Origin of the sequence: Bacteroides sp. RTP31139st1_H2_RTP31139_211217, from assembly GCF_040227615.1 — a bacterium.
Classification (GTDB): Bacteria; Bacteroidota; Bacteroidia; order Bacteroidales; family Bacteroidaceae; genus Bacteroides; species Bacteroides uniformis.
In genome coordinates this window covers 1-22,259 of the sequence record NZ_JBCNZM010000057.1, presented here as the reverse complement: position 1 = coordinate 22,259, position 22,259 = coordinate 1, and the positions used below count along the sequence as shown (strand labels likewise).

At 46.2% G+C, this 22,259-nt stretch carries 13 protein-coding genes and 1 pseudogene; 1 reads left to right on the top strand and 13 read right to left on the bottom strand.

Annotation, left to right across the window (positions count from 1 at the left end; all coding sequences use genetic code 11):
- Positions 1-17 precede the first annotated feature (17 nt).
- Complete coding sequence (locus tag ABUA47_RS11445; protein WP_008662204.1) at positions 18-491, top strand: metalloprotease family protein; 474 nt, start codon at positions 18-20, stop codon at positions 489-491.
- 2 nt (positions 492-493) lie between these two features.
- Here the strand turns inward: ABUA47_RS11445 and ABUA47_RS11440 are convergent, their stop codons facing one another.
- From ABUA47_RS11440 to ABUA47_RS11380, 13 genes and pseudogenes are all read right to left on the bottom strand, one after another.
- Entirely contained in the window at positions 494-2,719 is a 2,226-nt protein-coding gene (locus tag ABUA47_RS11440) for a sensor histidine kinase (protein WP_008662206.1), read from the bottom strand.
- Positions 2,720-2,855: 136 nt separating this feature from the next.
- The gene (locus tag ABUA47_RS11435) at positions 2,856-4,940 is read right to left on the bottom strand and encodes a DUF2961 domain-containing protein (protein WP_349824540.1); all 2,085 of its coding nucleotides are present in this window, start codon (positions 4,938-4,940) and stop codon (positions 2,856-2,858) included.
- A gap of 11 nt (positions 4,941-4,951) precedes the next feature.
- A pseudogene (locus ABUA47_RS11430) lies at positions 4,952-8,414 on the bottom strand (glycoside hydrolase family 38 C-terminal domain-containing protein).
- A 6-nt stretch (positions 8,415-8,420) separates the two neighbouring features.
- A complete protein-coding gene (locus ABUA47_RS11425; protein ID WP_005824785.1) occupies positions 8,421-8,564 on the bottom strand; it encodes a hypothetical protein in 144 nt (47 codons plus the stop codon).
- 40 nt (positions 8,565-8,604) lie between these two features.
- Entirely contained in the window at positions 8,605-9,777 is a 1,173-nt protein-coding gene (locus tag ABUA47_RS11420; RefSeq protein WP_117713974.1) for a glycoside hydrolase family 76 protein, read from the bottom strand.
- A gap of 23 nt (positions 9,778-9,800) precedes the next feature.
- The gene (locus ABUA47_RS11415; protein ID WP_005824779.1) at positions 9,801-10,946 is read right to left on the bottom strand and encodes a DUF4185 domain-containing protein; all 1,146 of its coding nucleotides are present in this window, start codon (positions 10,944-10,946) and stop codon (positions 9,801-9,803) included.
- A 22-nt stretch (positions 10,947-10,968) separates the two neighbouring features.
- Positions 10,969-12,912, bottom strand: a complete 1,944-nt coding sequence (locus tag ABUA47_RS11410) for a glycoside hydrolase family 172 protein (protein ID WP_005824777.1) — start codon at positions 12,910-12,912, stop codon at positions 10,969-10,971.
- Between the two features lie 116 nt (positions 12,913-13,028).
- Positions 13,029-13,913 (bottom strand): hypothetical protein, encoded by an 885-nt coding sequence (locus ABUA47_RS11405; protein WP_120028732.1) that lies wholly within the window; start codon positions 13,911-13,913, stop codon positions 13,029-13,031.
- 20 nt (positions 13,914-13,933) lie between these two features.
- A complete protein-coding gene (locus tag ABUA47_RS11400; RefSeq protein WP_118931255.1) occupies positions 13,934-15,856 on the bottom strand; it encodes a RagB/SusD family nutrient uptake outer membrane protein in 1,923 nt (640 codons plus the stop codon).
- A gap of 16 nt (positions 15,857-15,872) precedes the next feature.
- Positions 15,873-18,959, bottom strand: a complete 3,087-nt coding sequence (locus ABUA47_RS11395; RefSeq protein ID WP_178610403.1) for a SusC/RagA family TonB-linked outer membrane protein — start codon at positions 18,957-18,959, stop codon at positions 15,873-15,875.
- A 179-nt stretch (positions 18,960-19,138) separates the two neighbouring features.
- A complete protein-coding gene (locus ABUA47_RS11390) occupies positions 19,139-20,332 on the bottom strand; it encodes a glycoside hydrolase family 172 protein (protein ID WP_022400938.1) in 1,194 nt (397 codons plus the stop codon).
- Positions 20,333-20,363: 31 nt separating this feature from the next.
- A complete protein-coding gene (locus ABUA47_RS11385; protein ID WP_009037497.1) occupies positions 20,364-21,812 on the bottom strand; it encodes a glycoside hydrolase family 125 protein in 1,449 nt (482 codons plus the stop codon).
- 101 nt (positions 21,813-21,913) lie between these two features.
- The coding region (locus ABUA47_RS11380; RefSeq protein WP_349825852.1) for a glycoside hydrolase family 97 C-terminal domain-containing protein at positions 21,914-22,259 on the bottom strand (346 nt) is incomplete at its 5' end.

The window sequence follows — 22,259 nt, the reverse complement described above, 5'->3', positions numbered from 1 at the left end:
TACAAAAAATCCACACTATGAAAGCAGATATTTCAATAACAAAAAGCCGAAAAGGGACAGAGATAGTAGTTTCGGGCAAGAGGATTAATAAATACGGCATCATAGCTGCCATAGTATTTGCAGTACCAATGCTGATTCTGTTTCAGTCGATACATGGAGAAACAACCAGCCATCTATCGCTGGTCAGATTCTTCATGTGTATATTGGCAGCTGTCCTGGTAAATCTATTCCTACATAAACTGTTGTTCAGATTGTTTTCGCCGATACGCATGTGGCAATATCGCACCACATGCCTGCTGCCCTTCCTGCTACTGGGTATATTGCCCCTTATATATGGTATGACAAGTGGCAATTATGATGTCACACGATTTGGAATATTACTGGCTGTCATGAGTTTCGACGACCTTTACATCCTCTGGCAATTACGCTCATTCGGCGGAGACTCCTATATTACTGACAAATCAGAAGGATTGAATCTCCACGTGTGGTAAATTTATACAGTCTCAATAGGAAAGTAGAGTGTAAATTCACTGAAGCACCCCTCTTCACTTTCCACTTCTACCCTGCCGCCATGTGCCAGCATCACCTGCTGTACATAATTCAGGCCCAGACCAAAACCTGCAGCACCGCCCCTTCCACTTCGCCCGACTGCTGCAGAACGTTCAAAACGGTTGAAGATAAGAGACTGGTCTTTTAAGGGAATACCCAATCCGTTGTCACACACCTTTATCTTGCAGAAGCCTTTCTCCGATTCGCAAATAATATCTATCTTTACCTCTTCATGGGAATATTTAATGGCATTGTCCAGCAGATTGCCCAACACTTCACGCAAACAGAAGGCATCGGCATACACCATTTCACAACGATGATAAACGGTCGTAAATTCTACCCTTTTGCTGGTTTTCAGAGAAATTTTGGCAATCATATCATCAAGTAAAGGCCGCAAAGGCACCTCTTCCTGATGGAGTTCCAAATGTCCCTCATCCAGCTTGGTAAGTACCAGTACACGATTGGAAAGGGTAAGCAGATGCTCACACTCTTCCATCATCGCCTGCCGGTATTTCTCTTCTTTTCCGGGCTTACCGGACAATTTGCCGCTATTCAGAATATGAGCTCCCATCAGGATGGAACTCAGAGGAGACTTCATGTCGTGTATCATAGCATAAGTAAAATCCTTCTGGAATTGCTCCAAATGCCGCTGTGTACGCAAAACTTTCACCTGGCCGAGAATACAGTCCAACACCACCAAAAACATCACCCAAAGAGGCAGAAACAGATACCATACGGAACTTATGACGTAGCGATACGGATTCTTCACCACACCTTGTATACAAAGGATGCTGTCCTCCTTCAACGGTATAAACCGGGAAGAAATATCCTGATATTTTGCCGAGGCATATCCTGCTTCCACCACTGTACTATCGGAGGGAGCGTAGTACTGGCGGATACCACTCTTATAGGTCATTCCCAAGGCTTCCAACCTGGAAGCAAAAGCAGAATCGAGGTACTGCACGGAGAGAGGAAGTTCCATTCCGCTTTCATTGATGCTGCGCTGCATAATCAAAGCAGAGCGTAGTCGATAATTCAAATCGACCGGATTGTACATATGTACCACTCCAAAGCGGTTCACCTTATACTTCGACTGCTCTTTCTCCAGAAATTCCCTTTGCTCCTTTGCAAAAGGCGATTCAACACTCTCTTCCCATTCATCCTTTCCATCCCTATCAGTCTGTTCGTAGAGCAAAGAAAGGCGGCGTTTCAAGACCTCGTCATAAAAAGCTGCTTCAAAACAATCATTTACCTGATAGGCAGTTTCTTTGAAAGAAGCACGGTACAGATAGACAAACCAGACTACCATCAGCAGACAGCCGGCAATCAACCCGACAATCGAAAAGACTTTAAAAGAATATTGCTTGCGCACCTGCCGCTGCCGTTCGCTTTGCTTAGCTCCCGTAAGCGTATGTTCTGTCATGTCCAGCAAATGTTGCCCCGAGGCTTCTATATCTGCCCACCGGCTCTCCGATATCTGACTACGTACCTCACCTATCGGCAACCTCATCTTCTCTGCCAGCACATAAAAAGCAGACCGCTGCTTCTCAATATCATTACCTTGTTTAAGTATGGAATCCATTTGCCTGGCCCAACTGTACACCAGAAAAACAACCAAGAGAAGCGTAGGAAGGAACAAAAAGACTATATCCTTGACAAGCGGTATAAAAGGAGAAAACATGACAGCTTCAATGGCCTCTCCTTTCTTCTCATTCAACCAGGCTTTTTCCGAAAGAACAGACTTGAACCGTACATATACCGAACGCTTGCTTCTGTCCGTCGCAGGACGGATATTTACAGTCCGGTCTATATTTTTCCATTTCAGTTTCTTCTCTACCAACCTCGCCATCACATCTAATGGAATGGCGACATGATATACATCTTCGAGAAAGGAAGCTGCCTGCTGATAGTTTAAAAACATCTCATCTTCGAAAGACCTGATACTGTCTTTGGATAGATACGAGTAAAAAGGGATAGTCATGTCAGGAAACGGTAAATTATTAATCTCGTTGTCCACCGTTTCGATAAAAGCCAGACGAAAACATTCGTTCAGTGCGCGTTCCGCCTCTTTCTTGGTATTGTCGTAAGCATACATCATACCACCAATCTGCACCACAATTACCAGTAGCAGCCCTACAATAGAAAGGATATAGAGTGAACGAAGTTTCATCTTACCTATTATTTTGAGGACAAAGATAGCATTTTATCATAGAAAAAGAACTGATACAAAAAAGATAGCCTTGGACTTTTATTTATCCAAAGCTATCCATACAAGTACAATCCCTGCGATAGAGACGTCTACAGAATTATTTGCGAAGAGTCAACTTATCAATCCCAAAGAAACCGGTATCATGTCCCGGAGCCAGTGCAATCGACTCAATCTGCAACTCATTCTTTCCTTTTTTCAAATTGACCCGCCCAAGATTCACCAAAAGCAGAGACACTTCTCCATTGGTCAGACTGACTTCCGGAGTAATCACCTTATCATTTACACGAAGGGCAAATGTACCATAATCAGGCGCCACAGTGAACTGTATTTTCGCATAATAAGTTCCTTCCACTTCACTGTCAAAAACCAATGACAGCTTATCTCCCGATTTAAACTCTTTCCAGTAGAGCTGCATACCCTCACTCCACAAGGGGTGGAAGTTGGTCTGCAATTCAACGGACCCCATATGCCCCGGACGAGGCTGCATGACTTCGCCCTCCACAACCAGACTCATCCCTGAACCGAAAATATCTGACGGTTGGTTGGCAACCCGTTCGCGTACATCGCTCACAAAGGGTTTTGGCTGTATTTCGCCTCCGGGAAGCATATACCAGAAGGTTATCGGAGCATAATTAAGGTGTATATTCGACCAATCGAATAACTCCATGTCAAAGCGCAGGCTCCGGGTAAACGGAATCGCATCCAAACTACGAACACGGGTATTCTGCGCCAAACCTATGTGAGCATAACAACCATCTCCTATGGGTTGGGCAACAAAAGGATGGTTTATCCACGGTTCATAGCGCCCCCAGGCATAGCCATAATAATCTTCTGTACCCGTTCCAAAGTGTGACGGAAAGGTTTCACCGTCCACATACACCTTTTCATCTCCTTCTCCCCACCAACCCAAGTTGGGGTTATAGACAGTAACCGCATCTCCCACATACACGCCCCTACCTTTAAGATCGGCAAACGTAAGGTCCTGGGCAAACTCATCGCCCCGGGCATGGATATGCGTAAACTGCTGCCATGTGGTACCAAAGTGCATGGAGCGCTCATCCCACTGCCACTTTCCACTAACTGCAGCAGCCTTGGATATCTCCACCGGCTGTTCCCCATAATTGGTCAAGGTAATCGTACAGTTCCGCTCGAAAGGCATCACCCACCATGCACTCATCACATCATCCTGCACGGCCCGCGTATACCACGTACCAGTTGCAACGGGATAATAGCCTACCCCAAAAAACTCACCGACCGGAGCCCAGACAGTTAGTTCCCCATCAAAGGCAATGGACAAGACCGTAGAGCGAAGTGCTTGGCGACGGTCATCGGCATCAATCCGCATCGAAAGACGACGAATGGCACGAGAGCCGTCAATCGTAAAACTACGGCTTTCACCCGGAGCCAGAGAAGCCGCCAGATTGAGCGTACTTTCTCTTCCCGCAAGCGGAGTATCAATACCAGGTGTTCCTTCCGACAGCTTCTTATTGACAGCAGCTATCAGCCGGGCATTCTTCTTCAACTCTTTGGCCGAGAAAGAAATCACCTTGACCGGAGAAGTATAAGTGCGGTAATTGATAGCATAGTATACAATGGTCTTACTCTCAATTTTCCCCTCCGGAGTAATCTTCAAGTCCGGCGATTCGATAGTCACCTTGCACCGCTTGGCATAAGGTATGGGCAAATATAAATTATGCCCTCTTTCTTCCATCGGAGCCTCATCGGGTACTGAAGTTGAAAGAGGTTCTCCACAAAGGACTTGTCCGCTCAATATATCACGTACATTGCCTTCAATTACCGGTTTTTCCTCATTGTCTATGTAGATACGCAGAGTCCCTTGTCCCCGATTTATGCCGGAGAAAGTCATCCAGAAACGAACTATGGCACCGGGGCCTTCGGCATCCATCATCACATATTCCGTCCTCCCTCCGTTCTCTTCCTGGCGGATAAACTGTCCTTGGTCGAAATTACCAAACCAGGCACGCTTATCCGTCATGTTATGCGAACTACGGTCGTAGCTGCTGAACTGCTTACACGTATAGGCATTTTCGGGCCAACGCGCCAGCACGGAACGGTCTGTCATCTCATGCAACAATGTCTTAAGAGAGATAACCGGGTCGGCCATAGCCAAACCGCTATAGAGAAATATCAACTGAATTACAAAAACTAGTTTTTTCATCATAACCGATTATTTTAGTAAATCTCCATCTCATTGATGCGTAACACCTTTCCTCCTGCATGCTGCATAGGACGGGTTATCATCAAGCGTACATAGCGTACCTGCGCCGGAGTGTCAATCATACGTGATACGACATTCTGCCGGTTTCCATCTATATTGTCAAGTGTCTTCCATTCTTCAGTCTGGCTGTTTCTGCCTTGCAGGAAGCAAGCGGAAGTAATGTACCCTTTGTCCTCACGGCCTGCATTCACCAGTTTCCAACCGCTCACAGTTTTCGCCTCACCCAAATCAAAATCCACATAATTCAACACACTTCCCACTTCACACCATTTGGTATCGACATCCCCGTCAACGATACGTTCGGGCTTCTCATTATCATTAAAATAGCCGGAATAGGCGATAATCTTCGCACCCTTCAACAGGTTTTCTTTTTCCACCTCCACACTGTTCAACTCCATCTCATTGTCACGGATGGCTGTATGGAACAAGCTAGTGGCAACCTGGACGGGGTTCAGAGTTTCCTCCACCAATGTGGCAGCAAAAAGAACAACCTTTTCATTCTTCGGAAGTATAAGGCTGGCAGCACCTGCCGGAATATCGACACCGAACTTGAACATATTAGGTAAACTCATAGGCCTCATCGGCTGTAGGAGAGTGGCGGTGAGTTCCCACATAAGCCACTTCGGCATCCTTCAGATAACCTTTGGTATGTCCCGAATGTCCCCACTGTCCGACAAATCCGGTATAGGAAGGTACAATGACCTCACTCTTGTTCCCTCCGCACCGGAAAGTGGCGGCATAGTCCCCGTCCGTAGCGGCAGCCAGAAAATACAGTTTATTATACTTTTTACCTTCCGGTAGAACAATAGTATCACCATTGCACGTCATTCCGTTGGCGGCATCTTTCTCGCCGAGCTGGAAAGGAATCCCGTTTACAGTCAGGGATTCGGGCAACAGTTCTGCCGCAAACGAATAACCCGACTCAAAATCAGCTTCACCGCGGAACTCGTTGAATGAGGAACATTTACAGTTATAGGACAACGGTAAAGAGGCATACTGCAATTGATAAGCGTCCTCGCCCGATGACTTCAAACGTACCTTGAATGTCTTTATAGAATAAGGCTTTATACTTACAGACAGCCCGTTTCCACTGAATTCGGCCGAACCGATACTCTTTTCAGTGCCATCCGCTTCGTAGGCACTGGCAATTTCGCCTGCAAAAGAAAGTACCGCATCCTGCACCTTCTCACCGCCTATCTCATAGACACGCACTACATACTCATCCGAGTTCTCGGCTTTCTTCAATGCCTTGATAATGACATTACGGTTATTGGAAGAGACGAAAGAGAACTCCTTACCCAATGTACCCCTATGTTTATCGGTACGGAAAGCTTTCAGCTTCTGGTTCAATATCTCCGCCTTCTCTATGGTGACAGCCTTGTCAAGTCCACCGGCATGACCCACCAGACTGTATGTAAAGCAATGATGCCCGAAGTCCTGGCGGTTCTGGTAAGCATAATCCTTGTCTGTTTCGGGGGTATGCAGCAGGGTCAGGCGGAGGGTGTTGTCGTCCGGCTTGTCCCAGCCGTATTTGCTGTCATTCAAGACAGACACGCCATAGTTTCCACTACGGTCAGTCAAATCGGCCCAATACTGTGCATAGACTTCGTAGGCAGTCTCCGTATTGTTGCCCCGCCTCACACTTCCAAGTCCCAAATCGTAGGTGGCTTCCGTATTTGCCATGTTCAAAGGAAATTCGGCCTTCAATAAAGCATTGGACAACTGCCAGTCCACCTCATTGTAAAAGTCTATGCGGTCGGCACGGCTACCCTCATACAAACGGATGTACTGCTTGAAGAGTGACTCTCCATAACGTTTCTCGATGCAGAGTGACTTGCGCAGCTCACCATCCTCCACCAGTGTCATCTTCACATCCTCTGTGATGGAAACCGGTTCCCGGTCTATAGTCTCCTTCAAGATCTCCCAAGCAGGCCACATGTAGGACTTGTTCTGCGTGAAGAGTGCCAGACGAATGGATTTACCGGGTTTCACCAGCTCCTTGCCGTTCTTCTTGTCAAACAACGAAACGATATCACCCTTTGTATCCAGCGTTATCTTATAAATGGAATTCTCCAATGCATTGGAATCCACAGATACCCGGGTGTCAGCCGACGGACCAGAAGTACGGACATCATATACCGCATAACCGGTAGCGGGCACAATAGCCTCTATCAAGAGTCTGGCTTTACCGTCAGCATAGGACAGCAATTGGGCGGCCACTTTCCGGCCATTCATATCATATACGGTAATCCCTTTCGGTTTCTTTGGCAAGGCAAGTTCTACCTCTGCCACATCGGAAACCTGGAATCCAAGCGCATTGTAAAGCACCACCGGTATCCCTTTCACCCTGGTATCCATCTTTCTTGCCACAGCGTCAATGGAGGAAGTAAGAATACCGGAGAACTGCTTGAGGGAAATCAACTCGTCATTCCATGAGAATTCATAAGCCCGCGGTATACTTGTTCCCGTAAGGTCATCATGGAACTGATGGAAAATGAAACGCTGCCAGTTCTCAGTCAATGCAGCTCCGGGATAGGAAGCCTGGTTCAGCCATTCGGCTACAACGGAAGAGCGTTCCGCTGCATCCCCCAAAAGCTCATTCTGACGGTTGTACAGCTTCATGGCAGCCTGGGAAGTATAACATCCGGTACCGTGAACATCCATCAACAGTTCACCGTTGAACTTGGGCAGTTCCGGATGGCTTGCGTAAGGCTGGAAGTCTTTATATATCCGGTCACTCGTGGCACTGACAATCTGCAACGGACCATTGCCTTGCAAGCCTTTCTCTACGGCACGTACAGACTCCAATGTAGGTGAACCGCCTATGTCTCCCGTACCGTAATAGCGGTAGACCATGTGAAGCGGAGAGTGGCCGGTCAATTCCAACAAGTCCTTGTTTTCCGACAGGTCCCCGTCCTCAAAACGTTGGTTATAATCATATCCATGGGTCATCATGATGGTAGAGCCGTCTATACCTTGCCATAAGCCGACAGTGAAAGGATATTTGTCGTTACCGTAGAACGGTTTGTTGCGCCACTGCAACTTCTGGGAGGAGAAGCCGATCAGTCCGCAATGGGACGCAATGGCAGGAAGTGTCCAGCCAAAACCGAAACAGTCTGGCAAGAAAATGTCCGTGCTCTCCACACCGAATTCCTTCCGGTAATAATCCTGGCCGAGCATGATGTTACGAATCGCAGACTCTATGGAAGGAACCAGCGTATCAGTGGCATCCCAGCTGGCTCCACTGATATGCCAACGACCGCTCTCTATGAATTTCTTCATCTCTTCGTATTGCGCCGGATAATATTCCTTCATCCAGGCATACTTGACCGCACCTTCAAAATTAAAGATGTATTCCGGATACTGCTTCAGCAGAAACAAATTCTGACTGATCGTGTTCCATACATAATCCTTTATTGTGGTCTAGATATCCCAGTTCCACTGTGTGTCCAAATGTGCATCAGACACCATGTAGGCTTTCGGTCTTTGCGCCTGAGCACCATTCTGAGCATAGGTACCGCCACCCATTAGCAAGGCGGATACCAATACTGCAATCTGTCTTTTCATTTTCTGTTTATTTATTGTTTATTGTGTTTAAAGGTTTTATTCATTGCAATTCGCTGATCTCGGCGAAAAGCTCAATCATACAGGCATTCTCCAGTAGACTCTTGAACTGCTCTTTTCTGTTTCCCGACCAATCATTACTAAACAAGCCATTCTCATCACGCGTATAGTTCCAGGCATAATCCGCATTCTCAATCATGGTCTTTATGTACGCCTCATTCCTATCCACCAGATATAGCGCCTTCAAACCTCTGAACAAGATTACATTAAACCAAGGAGTTCCCGGGAAGAATTTCATCTCTCCTGTTGCGATAGGCTGTACCTTCAGAAAGAAACGGCAGGCACCCTCGGCTGTCTGCTGCGCTTCCTTCAAGTAATGCTTCTCTCCAGTTACCTGATAGAGAAGTACACCGGCCTGAATCATCTGCCCGCTGTTATAAGTATATTTGGCCGGATCCACTTTTCCCTGCAAATTCTTGTTGTCCCAATATACAAAGTCAGAAGGGTCACAAAGATTGTCACGGGTCCATTGATAGGTCTTCTTAGCTTGCTCAAGGTATTTTGCATCCTTAGTCAACTTAAACAGCTTCATACAAAGAACAGTAGCCGGAGCATTCGAACAAGTGTTTTTTGATTCTTTCTTCTGTTCGCACCAATAGATTCCTCCCCCCAACTCTTCGGACCATCCGGAATAAATATAGTCATGCAGCTGGATGGCTTTTTCCAGATACTCCTTGTCACCAGTCCGTTCATAGTAATCACAGAAATCAATGGCCACCCAGTCATTGTCATCGTAATAACGATCATTATGACCTGCAAAAGCCGGATACGACTGGTAACAATGGGGAATCCGGGTAGAGTCCCAATAAAGGTCCAGTCCCGGCTTTATCTGCCGGTCCATCAGTTTTCTGTACTTCTTTTGCCCGGAAACCTTATACAAAGAAACACAACCGGATACCAAGGCTGAATAAGGCCACAAGAAAGAGACCTCCTGCTGGTTAACAACAGCGCCGGTATTGGCCGTATATGTAATTCTCTGCTCCGGGTTTCTTGGATAAGTTTCCGTCAGCAGGCCATACTTCTCCACTTTATAGAGAGTAAGTATCTGCTGAAGCAAAGAATCGGCTCGTTGCAGATAGATTTGTTTGCTTGTCTGTGCAGACAAGCAAACCGGTAACGAGAGAGCTATTAATAAAAATAAATTCCTAAGCTTCATATCCAATTCAAGTCAAGTGATTATTATTCCAGCTTCATATCGGCACACATCAGGAAAGCATTGTATGGCCCCCACATGGACATGATGAACCAAAGCTGGTCATCATTGTCTTTCAACGGATGTATGTAAGCGCAATACAAAGCTGGATATCTGTCCGCTTCCGCCAATACTTTCGGCTCGCTCCACTGGACGAGATCCTTCGATGTACAATAAAGAATGGCATGCCTTTTGGTCAAAGGATTCTCGTCATGATTCGGATCATAATTATAAGTCAGAATCCAACGCTTAAACTTCTTGTGCCATATCAGCGACGCTTCTCCTACGGGACCTCTCAATACCGGAGTAGCAGCAGCCTCATTTCCACGTATCCACTCTTTACTTTCACCGTTCCAGTATTCATAGGCCTTCATATCCAGAAGATCTTTCTCAAGGAAACGCGCCAGATACGCAGCATCACCACGTCCGGCCTGTGTGCCGAGCATATAAATCCATCCGTCACATTTGGCATAAGCCACTTGCGAGAAATGACTGTCGGGAGAAAAAGTCACCTCTTCACGCCGCTCCCATGTCCGACCGTCATCATTGGAAGTATAGACAGAAGAAAAATTGGTAAGCCAGCGTCCATGAGGCGCTCCCCAATCATAGATGTTCATAATATGGACACAATCCGTTTTACCGGCCCGAATAGCACTCGTAGGGATGGAAGTCTGGTATACCTCCGGATTCGTCTTACCGCCCGCACATACCTCAAGCGCCTTACCATCGGCATCAAGCAGCATTGAATCTATTTTAAGACCGTCTGTAAGCTCTGTATCCGATGAAAAAGCCAGTACGTTGGAACGCCAGTTGGAACCATTGCCACCATTTTTATTCACGACAAAACCTTCTCCACTGGTATCTCCGAAAAACATGCCCACACGGTTTCCATCCATATGCCACATTAACCCCAAATCCGTTCCATATACATCAAAGTCAGGTCCGGTATTATTGGGATTCAGCAATGTATCTCCCGGCAAAGGATCACCCGTGACACGGGATATCATACGTACATTATCAATACACAGCGTTTTTTCACTATCAGCATCCTTACAAGCCATATTGCCCGTCAAACTACAGGTAACAAGCCCGAACAGTAAAATTTGTTTAGTTCTCATTCTTATCAATTCCATATACAAGTACACATTCCCACATCTATTCCTTTATTCTTTCCAGGATAATCAGTCCCAGTTCAAACTGGTCCCCACCGTTATTATTTCTCACATGGAAAGTGACTGAATTGGTTTGTTCCGTCAAATTGATGTCTCCTACATGTACTCTGTCTTTAGACACTTCTTTGTCCTTCTTAGTAGAGATCCATCCGGACAGTTGCTTCTGGCGTTGCCAAACCTGGAAGTCGGCACCATTCGGTTTCTCAAAATAGTTTATCAGCACTTTATATTTTCCTTCGGGCACATCGTTCAGCATGATGCGCACTACTCCTCCATGCTGGGTGGTCATACGGATTCCACGCTCATTTGTTACCTGGACACCTCCACCAAGACTCAGCTGCATCAGTTGAGGGAAATAGATATGTTCTGTCGGCTGATATACAGTGCGTAATTCAGCAGTAGGCTCTTCTCTGCCTTGCAATGGCTGGGCTGCATAGAAGAATCCAACAGATGTATAATCTACCGGGAAATTATTTTTTACTTCACCATGTTCCATTCCATGATAGATTTCCTTCTCATAGGACATTTTGTCGGCCAAGAAGAAACGGTATCCACCGGTTCTGGCCATCGGAAGCGAATAATCCAGGCAACCATGGAGGGGGAGGCTGTTTCCTCTGTCCCAACGATCCAATAAAGCATACCAGCCACCGTTGTAATAGTCTTCGGAGCCAGTGCCGTGCAGACGCATTTTATTATCTACGTAAGTGCTGTCATCCCCTTCGAAGAACAAGGTCATTCCCGGACGCAGGCCTTGTGCCTGATGGATGGTTCCTACATAATGTCCTTTTCCTTTTTGTGCAGCAAACTTATGGAAAATGCCGAGAGGAGTTTTCTCTCTACGCCATACAGAATAGAACTTACCCTCTTCCTTCACATTACGCTTATTACTGTTATAGTACACTTTAACGTTTACAGAAATAGGAGATTGCTGAATACCTTCTCTCTTTTTATAAATCATCTTCATAGAAGCTGACTTGTCAAAAGGCATTGGCAGATAGCAGTAGTTGGAAGTACCTTGCTTACCCATTAAGATACTCCGCATTGCTCCTTTTCCATAGGCATATCCAAAAAAATCAGCAACGGGGGCATAAATAGCCTCCACCTTCTCATTATCCCATTTAGCTGAAAGAATCACATCTTTGTATAAACCTTCGAAAGATGTTCCGCCATCAATCGACATACCTACAATACGTCCCGGTTCTGCCATCTCAAAGAAAGAAACTTCTTCTCCCGGACTCAGTGTAAATACCTTTTCTTCCGTCTGTACACCAGCTGATTTTCCAAAGGTATAATTCGTTACAGCAGGAGACAAGTCAGCCCATATTCTATTCACCTCAGCCAACAAATCCTTATCCTGCTGTGAGAATTCACCGGTATAGGTTTCCACCTTCTTTTCCGGCAAGTTACGGTATTGTATCTGAATGAATTCCAATTTAGGTCCATCGAAAACAATTTTGCAGGACTTTTTGTACGTAATGGGCAGATAACAATAAAAACCACCGATTTCATTACCACAAACGGGCTTTGTAAACGGATAAACCTTACCGGAAAACAAATCCGAGAACTTTATTTTCAGACCGGGCTCTTTCTGTCCATCAAAATAGAAATAGAGCATATTGTCCGTCGGTGTAGGAGTCCAGATTCGGTTGATGACTCCGGGGCCTTCCATCTCAGCAATCACCAACTTATCACCTTCCTTACGAAGGAAAGAATAAGTACCCGCAAAACCATCATCATTGCCTCCGGTACGGTCGTAACTCGAGAACTGCTCCACATAAGAGCCAGTGCGATACTCCGGCAATTTATCCACTCTTTTCAATAACTCCAGCTCATCCGTCCATCTGTATGGGTTCTGAGCCACGGCATACGAGCCTGCCAATAGAATGGCAGACAAGAAAACAGAAACTTCTTTCAAATTAATTTTCATAAACTATTTTACTATATGTTTTTTAAAAAGGCAAGGAGAGAATGCCTGTTTAAACGGTATCTCTCCTCACTGACAGTATTATTTCAATAGAAAGGATTATGGTCTATAAAACCACATCAATTCTCCTCTTCTGAAAGTACCATGGTATTTACGCCAAAGAATTTGGCCCATTGTACATTGTTCGGGCCCGGTTTCATCTCGATATAAACAACACCTTCGTCATTAGGCTCAATACCCTTAATCTCTACCGTTCTATCTAAATTATAGTCATTAACCAAATAAGCAACGCCATCGTTCTTTCCGATTACATGGAACTCGGTTTCAGTTCCACGGTCATTGATGTGAGCATAGAAACTGAACGTATATTTTGTTCCTTGAGAGAGACCTGTCACCTTAAATCCACTGAGCGGAATCTTAATACCGTCGCTGAAAAACATATCCTCAGAAGCTGTTTTTGGAAGACCCAAATTATTATTCAAACCGCGAGCCAATTTTCCGGAAAACGGTTTGTCCACCTCGATGCCGAAAGTAGTAGGACGACCTCTATGGTCGAGCATATTTACCAATCCGGGGTCTCTGGGATTCCTATAGTTGTTAAACGGAGCCGGAGAATCAATGACACCAAAGTCAATGTAACACGTCTTAGGAGTCTTGGTAACAGTCAAGTCACTAAAGTAGCACAACTTGCCATCGGCTGTCTCTACCTTGATAACCGTTTTTCCAACGGCAATAGGCGTAATGACGGCTGCGTTGTTTTCTACACCTTCAATGGTCGCTACATCGGAATCGAGCACGCTCCATTTCAACAGATAGGAATCACCCGCCAAAGTGTCAACGGAAGCGGTGACAGTGACATTCTCGTCAATCTCCACATAAACTGCCGATTGATCGATACGGACAAACTTACGATTGGACAAGTCCACCTCATTATCATCCGAGCAAGACATCAATGTGGTAAACGCTAACGCCATCGTACAAAAAATGAATTTTATTGATTTCATACTTGTTCTCTAATTATTTATTAATATCCGGGAGCTTGTCTCAAATTGGGGTTGATGTCCATCTGAGCCTGCGGAACGGGCCATAAATACATTCTTTTGTTGAAGGTACGGCTCTTGTAGTAAGTTCTCTTATAAAAAGCCTTCGAATTGTTCACATCATCGCTCTTCTCAGAACCGTCATGATTCATACCATAAAGCTTGCCGCCCAGGTATTTGTCGGCAATCTTCCAACGACGGAGGTCATGGAAACGGATACCTTCACAATTGAACTCTACCCGACGTTCTTGCTGAATGGCGGCACGCATTTCTTCCTTACTCAGCCCTTCCTTCAAAGCGGGAATTCCGGCACGTTCACGAATCAAGTTCACATACTTATATACATCGGGAGTGGGAGCTGGCGAAGACTCGTTCAATGCTTCCGCATAGCCCAAATACGCTTCAGCCATTCTGTATAAGATACCCGGCTGATATACATGCTTTTTATCTCTGGGAAATACATCCAAAGAGATTCGCTTACGGACATTATAACCGTTCTGCGGAGAGTCGAAAGTCATATCCGTATCACGGCCTCCTTGAAGGAAGTTCACACGACGGTTATCAACTCCCAGCCATGCGCCATTATAGATGACGGAAACATAGAAGCGAGGCTCCCGGTTGCAATACATGTTGTAGGTACCTTCTTCTGTTACCGGGCTTACACCGGTTTCTTTATTGGCAAGGTTCGAAGGTCCACCGCCCGGCCACTTCGTGGTTCTATACTCTGTATTGGTAGAGAATCCGTTTTCCACATACCCCGATTCCGGGTTGATAATGGGCGAACCATCCTCGTTATATCCCAATATAGGCATTTCACCGTTCTTCATATAAAAAGCGTCCACCAGTTCCTGAGTAACACCCATAGCGGCATTTCCACCGATACCTTTCGGCAGATGATGAGCCTGCCAGGAGTTCAGGTTCTCATTTTCGGGGCGTCCGAAAAGAATCTCCTTATTACCTTCTGAGAAGCGTTTCAACGACATGTTATAGTAAGACATGAAGGGGTCAATGCTTCCATCCACATTATATTCATAGTACAGCTTATGTCCGGCTGCTTCGGCTGCCTTTATCAAGTCGAGATGAGCTTTGGCAGCCTTTTCCCATCTTTCCGGTTTGGCTTCGGCATCAAAAAGGAATTCTCCTTCTGAGTTCTTCCAGTCCTTGAGGTCCGGATTGCCATTGAACAACGGACTTGCGGCAAATAACAGTGTTTTGGCACGTATTGCCAAAGCCATGATAGAGGTGGCCCTGCCCCAATCGGTATTATTGGGATAGACAGCGGGCAGATGTTCTGACACTTCCAGCAGCTCTTTGTCAATCCAATCTACCACTTCGGCATAGGGTCTTTGGGGCGTCATCATCTCCGATTCGGGCGCATCGACGGCAACAAGCACACCGGGAGTAAACGGTATGGCACCATACAACTCAATCATCAAAGAGTAATAGTAGGCTATCAAGAAGCGGACTTCGTACTTCATCTGGTTGACATAAGATTCCGTCAGGTCTTTTTCCGGAAGTACTTTTGCCTCCTGCAAGAAGATAAGGCCGGAACGTATGCGCTTGTGCAATTCTACCCAATAATAGGGGGCCCATGTTGAGATAGGACTCCAGTTTCCGGTGGTGTAGGCATACACACTGCTCCATCCATACGGCGACCAATCTTGGGGAATAGTGATATCATCGCCCATAATGTTATAACCTTGCTCCTTGAAATACCCCCACATGGGGCTGGGAATGGATGAATAAACACCTGCCAACCAGTCCTCAGTCCTTATCTTGTCCGTGAAAATCATCTCCATGGTAAGCTGGTCGTCGGGAGCCTTGTCCAAGAAATCGTTGCAACTCGTTGTCAATGCCAGGGTGCACGACAATAAGACAGCTTTTGCTATAGATTTATATTTTTTCATTTTCTTCGTATCTTAATTAATTGTTGAAATTGATGCTAAAACCCACTGATACAGATTTCATCTGTGGGTATCTCAATCCATCGGTAGTTTCCAGTTCGGGGTCCCAAAGCTTGAAGTTGGAGAACGTCAGCAGATTGGTTCCTCTTGCAAACAAACGGCAGCCGCGGATGCCAATTTTGGTAGTCCAACGTTGCGGAAGAGTATATCCAAGTTCCAGATTCTTCAGGCGCAGGAAACTCATGTCACGCAACCACCATGTGGAAGCTTGTTCATTGTTTGCCACAGCCTTGTCTCCCATACGGGGCCAGAATACATCTTGCCTCGGATTTTCAGGTGTCCAACGGTCGTCAATGTTCGAATAGATGTTACCAGCACCTAAGGAAGAACCCGGCAACCAGGTCTCTCCGCCCAAGAGCTGGTAGGTTTTACCTGTTCCTTGGAAGAATACTCCCAAATCGAACGACTTATAGCTTACTGTAGCTCCAAAACCATAGACAATCTCGGGAATACGTGTACCACCAATGGCTGTTTTATCTACTGCGGTCACTTCACCATCCCCGTTCAAATCTTTGTATTTAATGTCACCGGGACGTAGGTTACTCATATCACTGAACTTCTGTGCCGGAATTCCTTCCTTAAGCATACCGTTTTCATCGAAATCATCTTCCGTAAAGAGCCTTTCCGCTATCAAGCCAAACAATTGCCCTACAGGTTTACCAGTTTGCGAACGGTATGTACCCAAGATGGCGGCAGGTTCGTCTATTTCCACAACCTTATTGTGTGCGTAGGTATAGTTTGCCATAGCGGAAATGGCCCAATCGCTATTGAACTTATGGTTGACATTCAAAGACACATCAAATCCCTGATTCTCGACCTTGCCATAATTGGCCCAAACAGGGCGGTTGAATCCGGCAGAACCAGGCACATTCTTACGCTGCATGAAGATGTCATCGCGCTTTTCCTTGAACACATCCACTACGAGGTTCACGCTACCATTCCATAGACCTAAGTCGATACCGGCATTCATCTTGGTCACGGTTTCCCATGTCAAGTTGTTCACACCGATTTCGCCTTCCGAACGTCCAAGGCGATAGATTTCCGCATCTGTACCCCATCTGTACGAACCGGTATTGACAATGGTAGAAATATAGGCGAAACGTCTGTTACCACCAATGTTACTGTTACCGGCCTTACCCCAAGTAGCTCTCAGCTTCAAGTTGGAGATGACATCGGAAACCGGCTCCATGAATTTCTCGGAAGATACAATCCATCCCAACGCCACGGCGGGGAAGAAGCCGAAGCGCTTGCCTTTGGCAAAGTTCTCGGAGCCGTTGTAACCGAAGTTCAGCTCGGCAACATAGCGGCTGTCGTAAGTATAAGAGAATCTTCCGGCTATGCCTTGGGTACGATAGGGAAGCGCATCACCATTGTCATACTCCTTCTGGTTGTAGAGGAACATGGCGTTCACATCGTGCACTTTGCCGAAAATGCGGTTGTACGAGAACATTCCTTCCAGATAGATGGACTGATCGCCCCATTTAGCTCCTTTTTCATAGCCCAGGAACTCTTGTCCGGTGGTCTGCACATCAGTGATGATGTTGCCCTCTGCATCGCGTGCGGTGGCGGGATTGTAGTAATAGGGATTCTTGGAACGTGTCACGGAAGTTGCCGAGAACTTGTCAAAAGAGAAGGTTCCCTTGAACTTCAGTCCCGGTGTGATGAACTTCAAATCCTGTTCCAACGATACTAGGGATTCAATCTTATTGTGGTTTAGTTTTTCGTATCCACGCTGTGTGGCCCACGCCCAAGGGTTCTGCTTGTACATCACACGGGGAATGCGTCCATCGGCATAGATGGCCGGATGCACGTAAGGAGGTACACGCATGGCTTGATAGAAAATGCCCTGATTGGTTTCCGTGTCTCCCGGAGGAGCGTTACGGGTTTGCAGGAACACGCCCACATTGGCACGGAACAAGGTAGTGGGAGTCACATTCACATCTACATTGGAACGTACCGTATATCGGCTCACCTTCAGGGAAGAGTCCCACTCCTGGTTCTTGTCGCGTTCAATAATACCGTTCTCATTGTAATATCCTGCCACCAACGCATAGCGAAGGATGTCCGTACCACCGTTGACGCTAACGTTTGCCTTCGTGTTGTCTGCATGGTCTTTGGAGATGATGTCCCACCAATTCACATCGGGATAGAGTTCCGGGTCGGTCTGATTCTTGTAGTTCAGCAAGGTGGCTTCGCTGGCAAAGGGGGCTCTACCTTGCTCGGCATACATTTCGTTAATCAGTTCCAGATACTTCACACTGCCGATGTAGTCGGGTATCTTGATGGGTTGCGTAAAGGAGTGTTCGAAGCGGACGTTCACCTGCGGCTTTCCAATCTTGCCGCGCTTGGTCTCAATCATCACTACACCATTGGCACCGCGCACACCATAGACGGCACTGGCGGCAGCATCCTTCAACACGGAGAAGGAGGCGATTTCTTCAGGGTCGATGTCGTGGAGCGAACGCTCGACGCCGTCCACCAATACCAGCGGATTGGTATTGCCAGTAAAGCTACTGATACCACGAATCCAGAAGTCGGAGTTATTGAACCAAGGGTCACCGCTACGCTGAACCGCAATCACACCGGGAACCATACCCGCCAGGTTGTTACTGAGCGAACGGCTGGGAGCCGCGGCAAGCTTGGCCGGCTCTATATTGGTAATGGAGCCGACCACAGAAGCTTTCTTCTGCGTTCCGAAGCCCACTACCACCACTTCGTCAAGGGCTGCCACGTCTTCTTCCAAAGCTACATCAAGCACTCCTTTGGAGCCTACCGCTACCACTTTGTCCTTGAAGCCGATATAAGAGAACTTCAATGACGGTTTATTTCCTTTCAACGTAATCGTATACGTACCGTTGATGTCCGTCACCACACCATTAGAAGGGTCTGCCGCCTCCGTCACATTCACACCGATGAGTAACTCACCTTGTGCATCCATCACACGTCCGGTCACCTTCTTAGGCGACTGGGCAAATGCCGAGATACTGATGCACAACAGTAGCATCAGCATCCAGCCCGCAAATTGCTTTTTGGGAATATTCTTCATTTCGTACCTTTATTAATGATTTATTGAATTTGCTGCTCCGTAGAACTATTTTTCCATAGTCGTGCCAATATAGTGGCACAGTTTTGCCAATATAGAGACACAGTTTTGCCAATATAATGGCAAAACCCCGGATATAAATATCAGCCTATGAACGTATAAAAAAAGAGCGTTACAAAAGTTTACTCGTTGCCCCACAGAGTGGCTTTGTTACCCTTGGACTTACGCCAGGCATCCCGCCAACGATGTATATCAACATGGTTGATGAAAGGTTTCGGAGCACGCTGTGCCTTTGTAGGAGCTTCGGGAAGAGCCACAGCCGAATCTTGGTACCAATAAGCCACGGTAGACAAATCCAACGTCAAGTTGTTGTTGGAGCCATGTTCGATGGTTCCCTTCAGGCTCTTTTCAAAGAAAATGGGATCTTCAATGAAGAATCGGTAAACGTGGGTACGACCCAGCCAGCCTATATCATTGTTCACACGGGGATAACCGAAGTAAGGATGCGAGAAGGCTTCTTTAGGACACCAGGCCGTATTGAAGAAGTCTTCCGTACCTGTACCTATCAGCGAGGGAACCTTTTCTCCATCAATGAACCACATGTCGTCACCTTCGCCATACCACATGGGAGTGGGACAATGCACATAGTAATTGATACCTACAAAGTGTCCCTTGCCTTGGGTTTCCATGAACACATAGTTGCGTTCGCCGGTGGTGTTCGGCTTCTGGGCACCGGTAACTCCCCACTCCGTCTCGCCTTCGGGAAGTGCTTCAGTCAGGTTGTGGTTATACCAGGCATGAAAGCGGCCCATGTCCTTGGGAAGCTTCGCCATCTCCAGATAATCCACGTAGAAGTAGAAAGCATCTATGTTGCGGTCGCTCTGGTTCTCAATTTCAATGCGTGCGCCCTTCTCGAAAGGCATAGCGAAATAGCACGACAGACCGGTACCGTTTTCAGGACCGGCCGAAAGAGGCAAGGATGCGTAGTTGTATCTCTCATCCCAGCCTTGTCCGAAGAAAGGGCCGATGGGAGACTCTACCGAAGGATAATCGTTGCCGTCCCAATACATGCGAATGATAATGTCGTTTCTGCTCAAAGTGGGAGGTGGAGGCGCAATCGTCACCCAAATGTGGTTGATGACTCCCGTTCCCTTGATGTCTGCAATGATGCGTTTCTCACCTGGTTTGAAGGGCTCCAAGTGATCTCTGTTACCTCCGGTAGGATCTGTACTGGAGATTCTTTTGTTTTTTACACCCGACTTCAACTTTGCCAAGTCAAACATTTCGTTCGTCATGTTCGACTGTGCAAAAACAGTAGGAAAGTACAATCCCAGAACAAGGGAGAGTAACAAACTGAATTTTGTAATTCTTCTCATAAATTTTTGTTTACATTGATTAATTAGATGATTAATATTCCAATAAATATGGTTTCTCATTGAATGTTTTCCACAGCAATTCTCCAAACAATGTATTGGCCCATGCAAACCAGCTCCTTGTGAATTTCTTGGGGTCATCCTTGTGGAATGACTCGTGCATGAACCCGGTACCGGCATGCGTTTTCTGGAGCATCTGGATACATTGCTGTAACTCTTTATCGTCTTGAGCAGTCAGGGCTTTCATTATCAGGCTCATCGGCCATATCATGTCCGTACCAATATGATGTCCTCCTATCCCTTCAAAATAAGAACCTTTAAAGAAATAAGGATTGTATTCCGACCACACGAATCTTCTGGTATTGGCATAAATTGCATCATCACTATCAACACCACCCAGATAGGGTAACGCCAGCAGATTAGGGACGTTGGCATCATCACTAAGATAAGCCGATCCAAAGCCATCTATTTCAAAAGCATAGATTTTACCGAACTTCGGATGATTCACCACGGCATAAGTCTGCAAAGCATTATAAACTTCTTTACTCAACGCCAACAGTTCATCAGCCAGTACATTGTCTTTGGTTATCTTTTGAACCATTTCGGAAGCCTGCCTCAAACTGGCCACCGCAAAGAAATTGGACGGGACGAGAAAAGGAAAGATAGTGGCATCATCACTAGGCCTGAAAGTAGAGCAAATCAATCCGACCGGATTTACTTTATAGCCCACTCCACCCATAGGAACAGCATCTATAGCCCATTCCGAAGTTCTGCGAAAGCTATAAGGCCCGTTACCATCTTTTCTCTGCTGTTCCTTGCAGACCCTTAAAACGGTTTCTATCGCCTTCTTCCATTGCGCATCGAAAGGAGAAGCATCATTTGTCTTTTTCCAGTATCCATATGCCAGGCGAATGGGATAGCAAAGCGAATCCAACTCGTATTTACGCTCATGAATACCCGGTTTCATCTCCGTATGGTCGCTGTTCCATCTTGTATACTTCGTATCATCATCATAAAAGGCATTGGCATACGGATCCTTCAATATAAAGGAGGTCTGCTTATTGATAACGCCAATTATCAGTCTTTGCAGGTTTTTATCTTCAGACATGAAATCCAAATACGGATATACTTGGGCAGAACTATCCCTTAACCACATGGCATCAATATCACCGGTAATCACATATGTATCCGGTCGGCCATCCTTTTCTGAATAAAAAACGGTTGTGTCCAACGTATTCGGAAAACAATTCCCAAACAGCCAGCCCAGTTCTTCATTCTTGACCTTCTGTTTAAAAGTAGCAATGGCCTTTTCAATGGCAGGACTTTTGAAGTTCCTTTCCGATATAGGCTTCCTTACTGTTGGAAACGACGAAAAAGAGGCAGCTGTCGAAGCTACGCCTGAATTCGCAAACATCAAGTTTTTATTCAGCGCATATCCTGCCCCCAAAAGGCCCACTCTCTTTATAAAATTTCTTCTGTTCATGTTATAAATCCATTGATTAAAAATATTATCCTGGAACAATCTTCTTATCCTAACAAACTAACAACTGATTGAAATACAATTTCAACTGATAAACATCACCCTTATAACCTTCTGATATGTAATAGCGCTCCTCCATCCTTTGCCAGATTCAGTTCAATGATATCCTTCCTTGTAACTTTCCGTACCTGTCTGTCCAGATGGTTTGGATTCCGGTCCACATCCTCTGCATCGGTATAGATCGTTGCTTGGTAGTCTCCCTCACTAAGGAAGTCCAATTCCAATTTCAGATTCCTTTCCGCACCGTTGTTTAGCGAGCCTACCCACCAGTCCGAACCGCTCCTGCGGGCCACCGTGACATGCTCATTCATCTTTGCCAGCGGAACTCTTATCTCATCCCACGTTCCCGGCACGGTACGGAGCACCTCGAACCCCGGTTGACCTTCATAA

What these genes read in the sequence shown, in the direction of transcription:
- ABUA47_RS11445 (WP_008662204.1), top strand. Translation starts at nt 18, where the DNA reads ATGAAAGCAGATATTTCAATAACAAAAAGCCGAAAAGGGACAGAGATA.
- ABUA47_RS11440 (WP_008662206.1), bottom strand. Translation starts at nt 2,719, where the DNA reads ATGAAACTTCGTTCACTCTATATCCTTTCTATTGTAGGGCTGCTACTG.
- ABUA47_RS11435 (WP_349824540.1), bottom strand. Translation starts at nt 4,940, where the DNA reads ATGATGAAAAAACTAGTTTTTGTAATTCAGTTGATATTTCTCTATAGC.
- ABUA47_RS11425 (WP_005824785.1), bottom strand. Translation starts at nt 8,564, where the DNA reads ATGAAAAGACAGATTGCAGTATTGGTATCCGCCTTGCTAATGGGTGGC.
- ABUA47_RS11420 (WP_117713974.1), bottom strand. Translation starts at nt 9,777, where the DNA reads ATGAAGCTTAGGAATTTATTTTTATTAATAGCTCTCTCGTTACCGGTT.
- ABUA47_RS11415 (WP_005824779.1), bottom strand. Translation starts at nt 10,946, where the DNA reads ATGGAATTGATAAGAATGAGAACTAAACAAATTTTACTGTTCGGGCTT.
- ABUA47_RS11410 (WP_005824777.1), bottom strand. Translation starts at nt 12,912, where the DNA reads ATGAAAATTAATTTGAAAGAAGTTTCTGTTTTCTTGTCTGCCATTCTA.
- ABUA47_RS11405 (WP_120028732.1), bottom strand. Translation starts at nt 13,913, where the DNA reads ATGAAATCAATAAAATTCATTTTTTGTACGATGGCGTTAGCGTTTACC.
- ABUA47_RS11400 (WP_118931255.1), bottom strand. Translation starts at nt 15,856, where the DNA reads ATGAAAAAATATAAATCTATAGCAAAAGCTGTCTTATTGTCGTGCACC.
- ABUA47_RS11395 (WP_178610403.1), bottom strand. Translation starts at nt 18,959, where the DNA reads ATGAAGAATATTCCCAAAAAGCAATTTGCGGGCTGGATGCTGATGCTA.
- ABUA47_RS11390 (WP_022400938.1), bottom strand. Translation starts at nt 20,332, where the DNA reads ATGAGAAGAATTACAAAATTCAGTTTGTTACTCTCCCTTGTTCTGGGA.
- ABUA47_RS11385 (WP_009037497.1), bottom strand. Translation starts at nt 21,812, where the DNA reads ATGAACAGAAGAAATTTTATAAAGAGAGTGGGCCTTTTGGGGGCAGGA.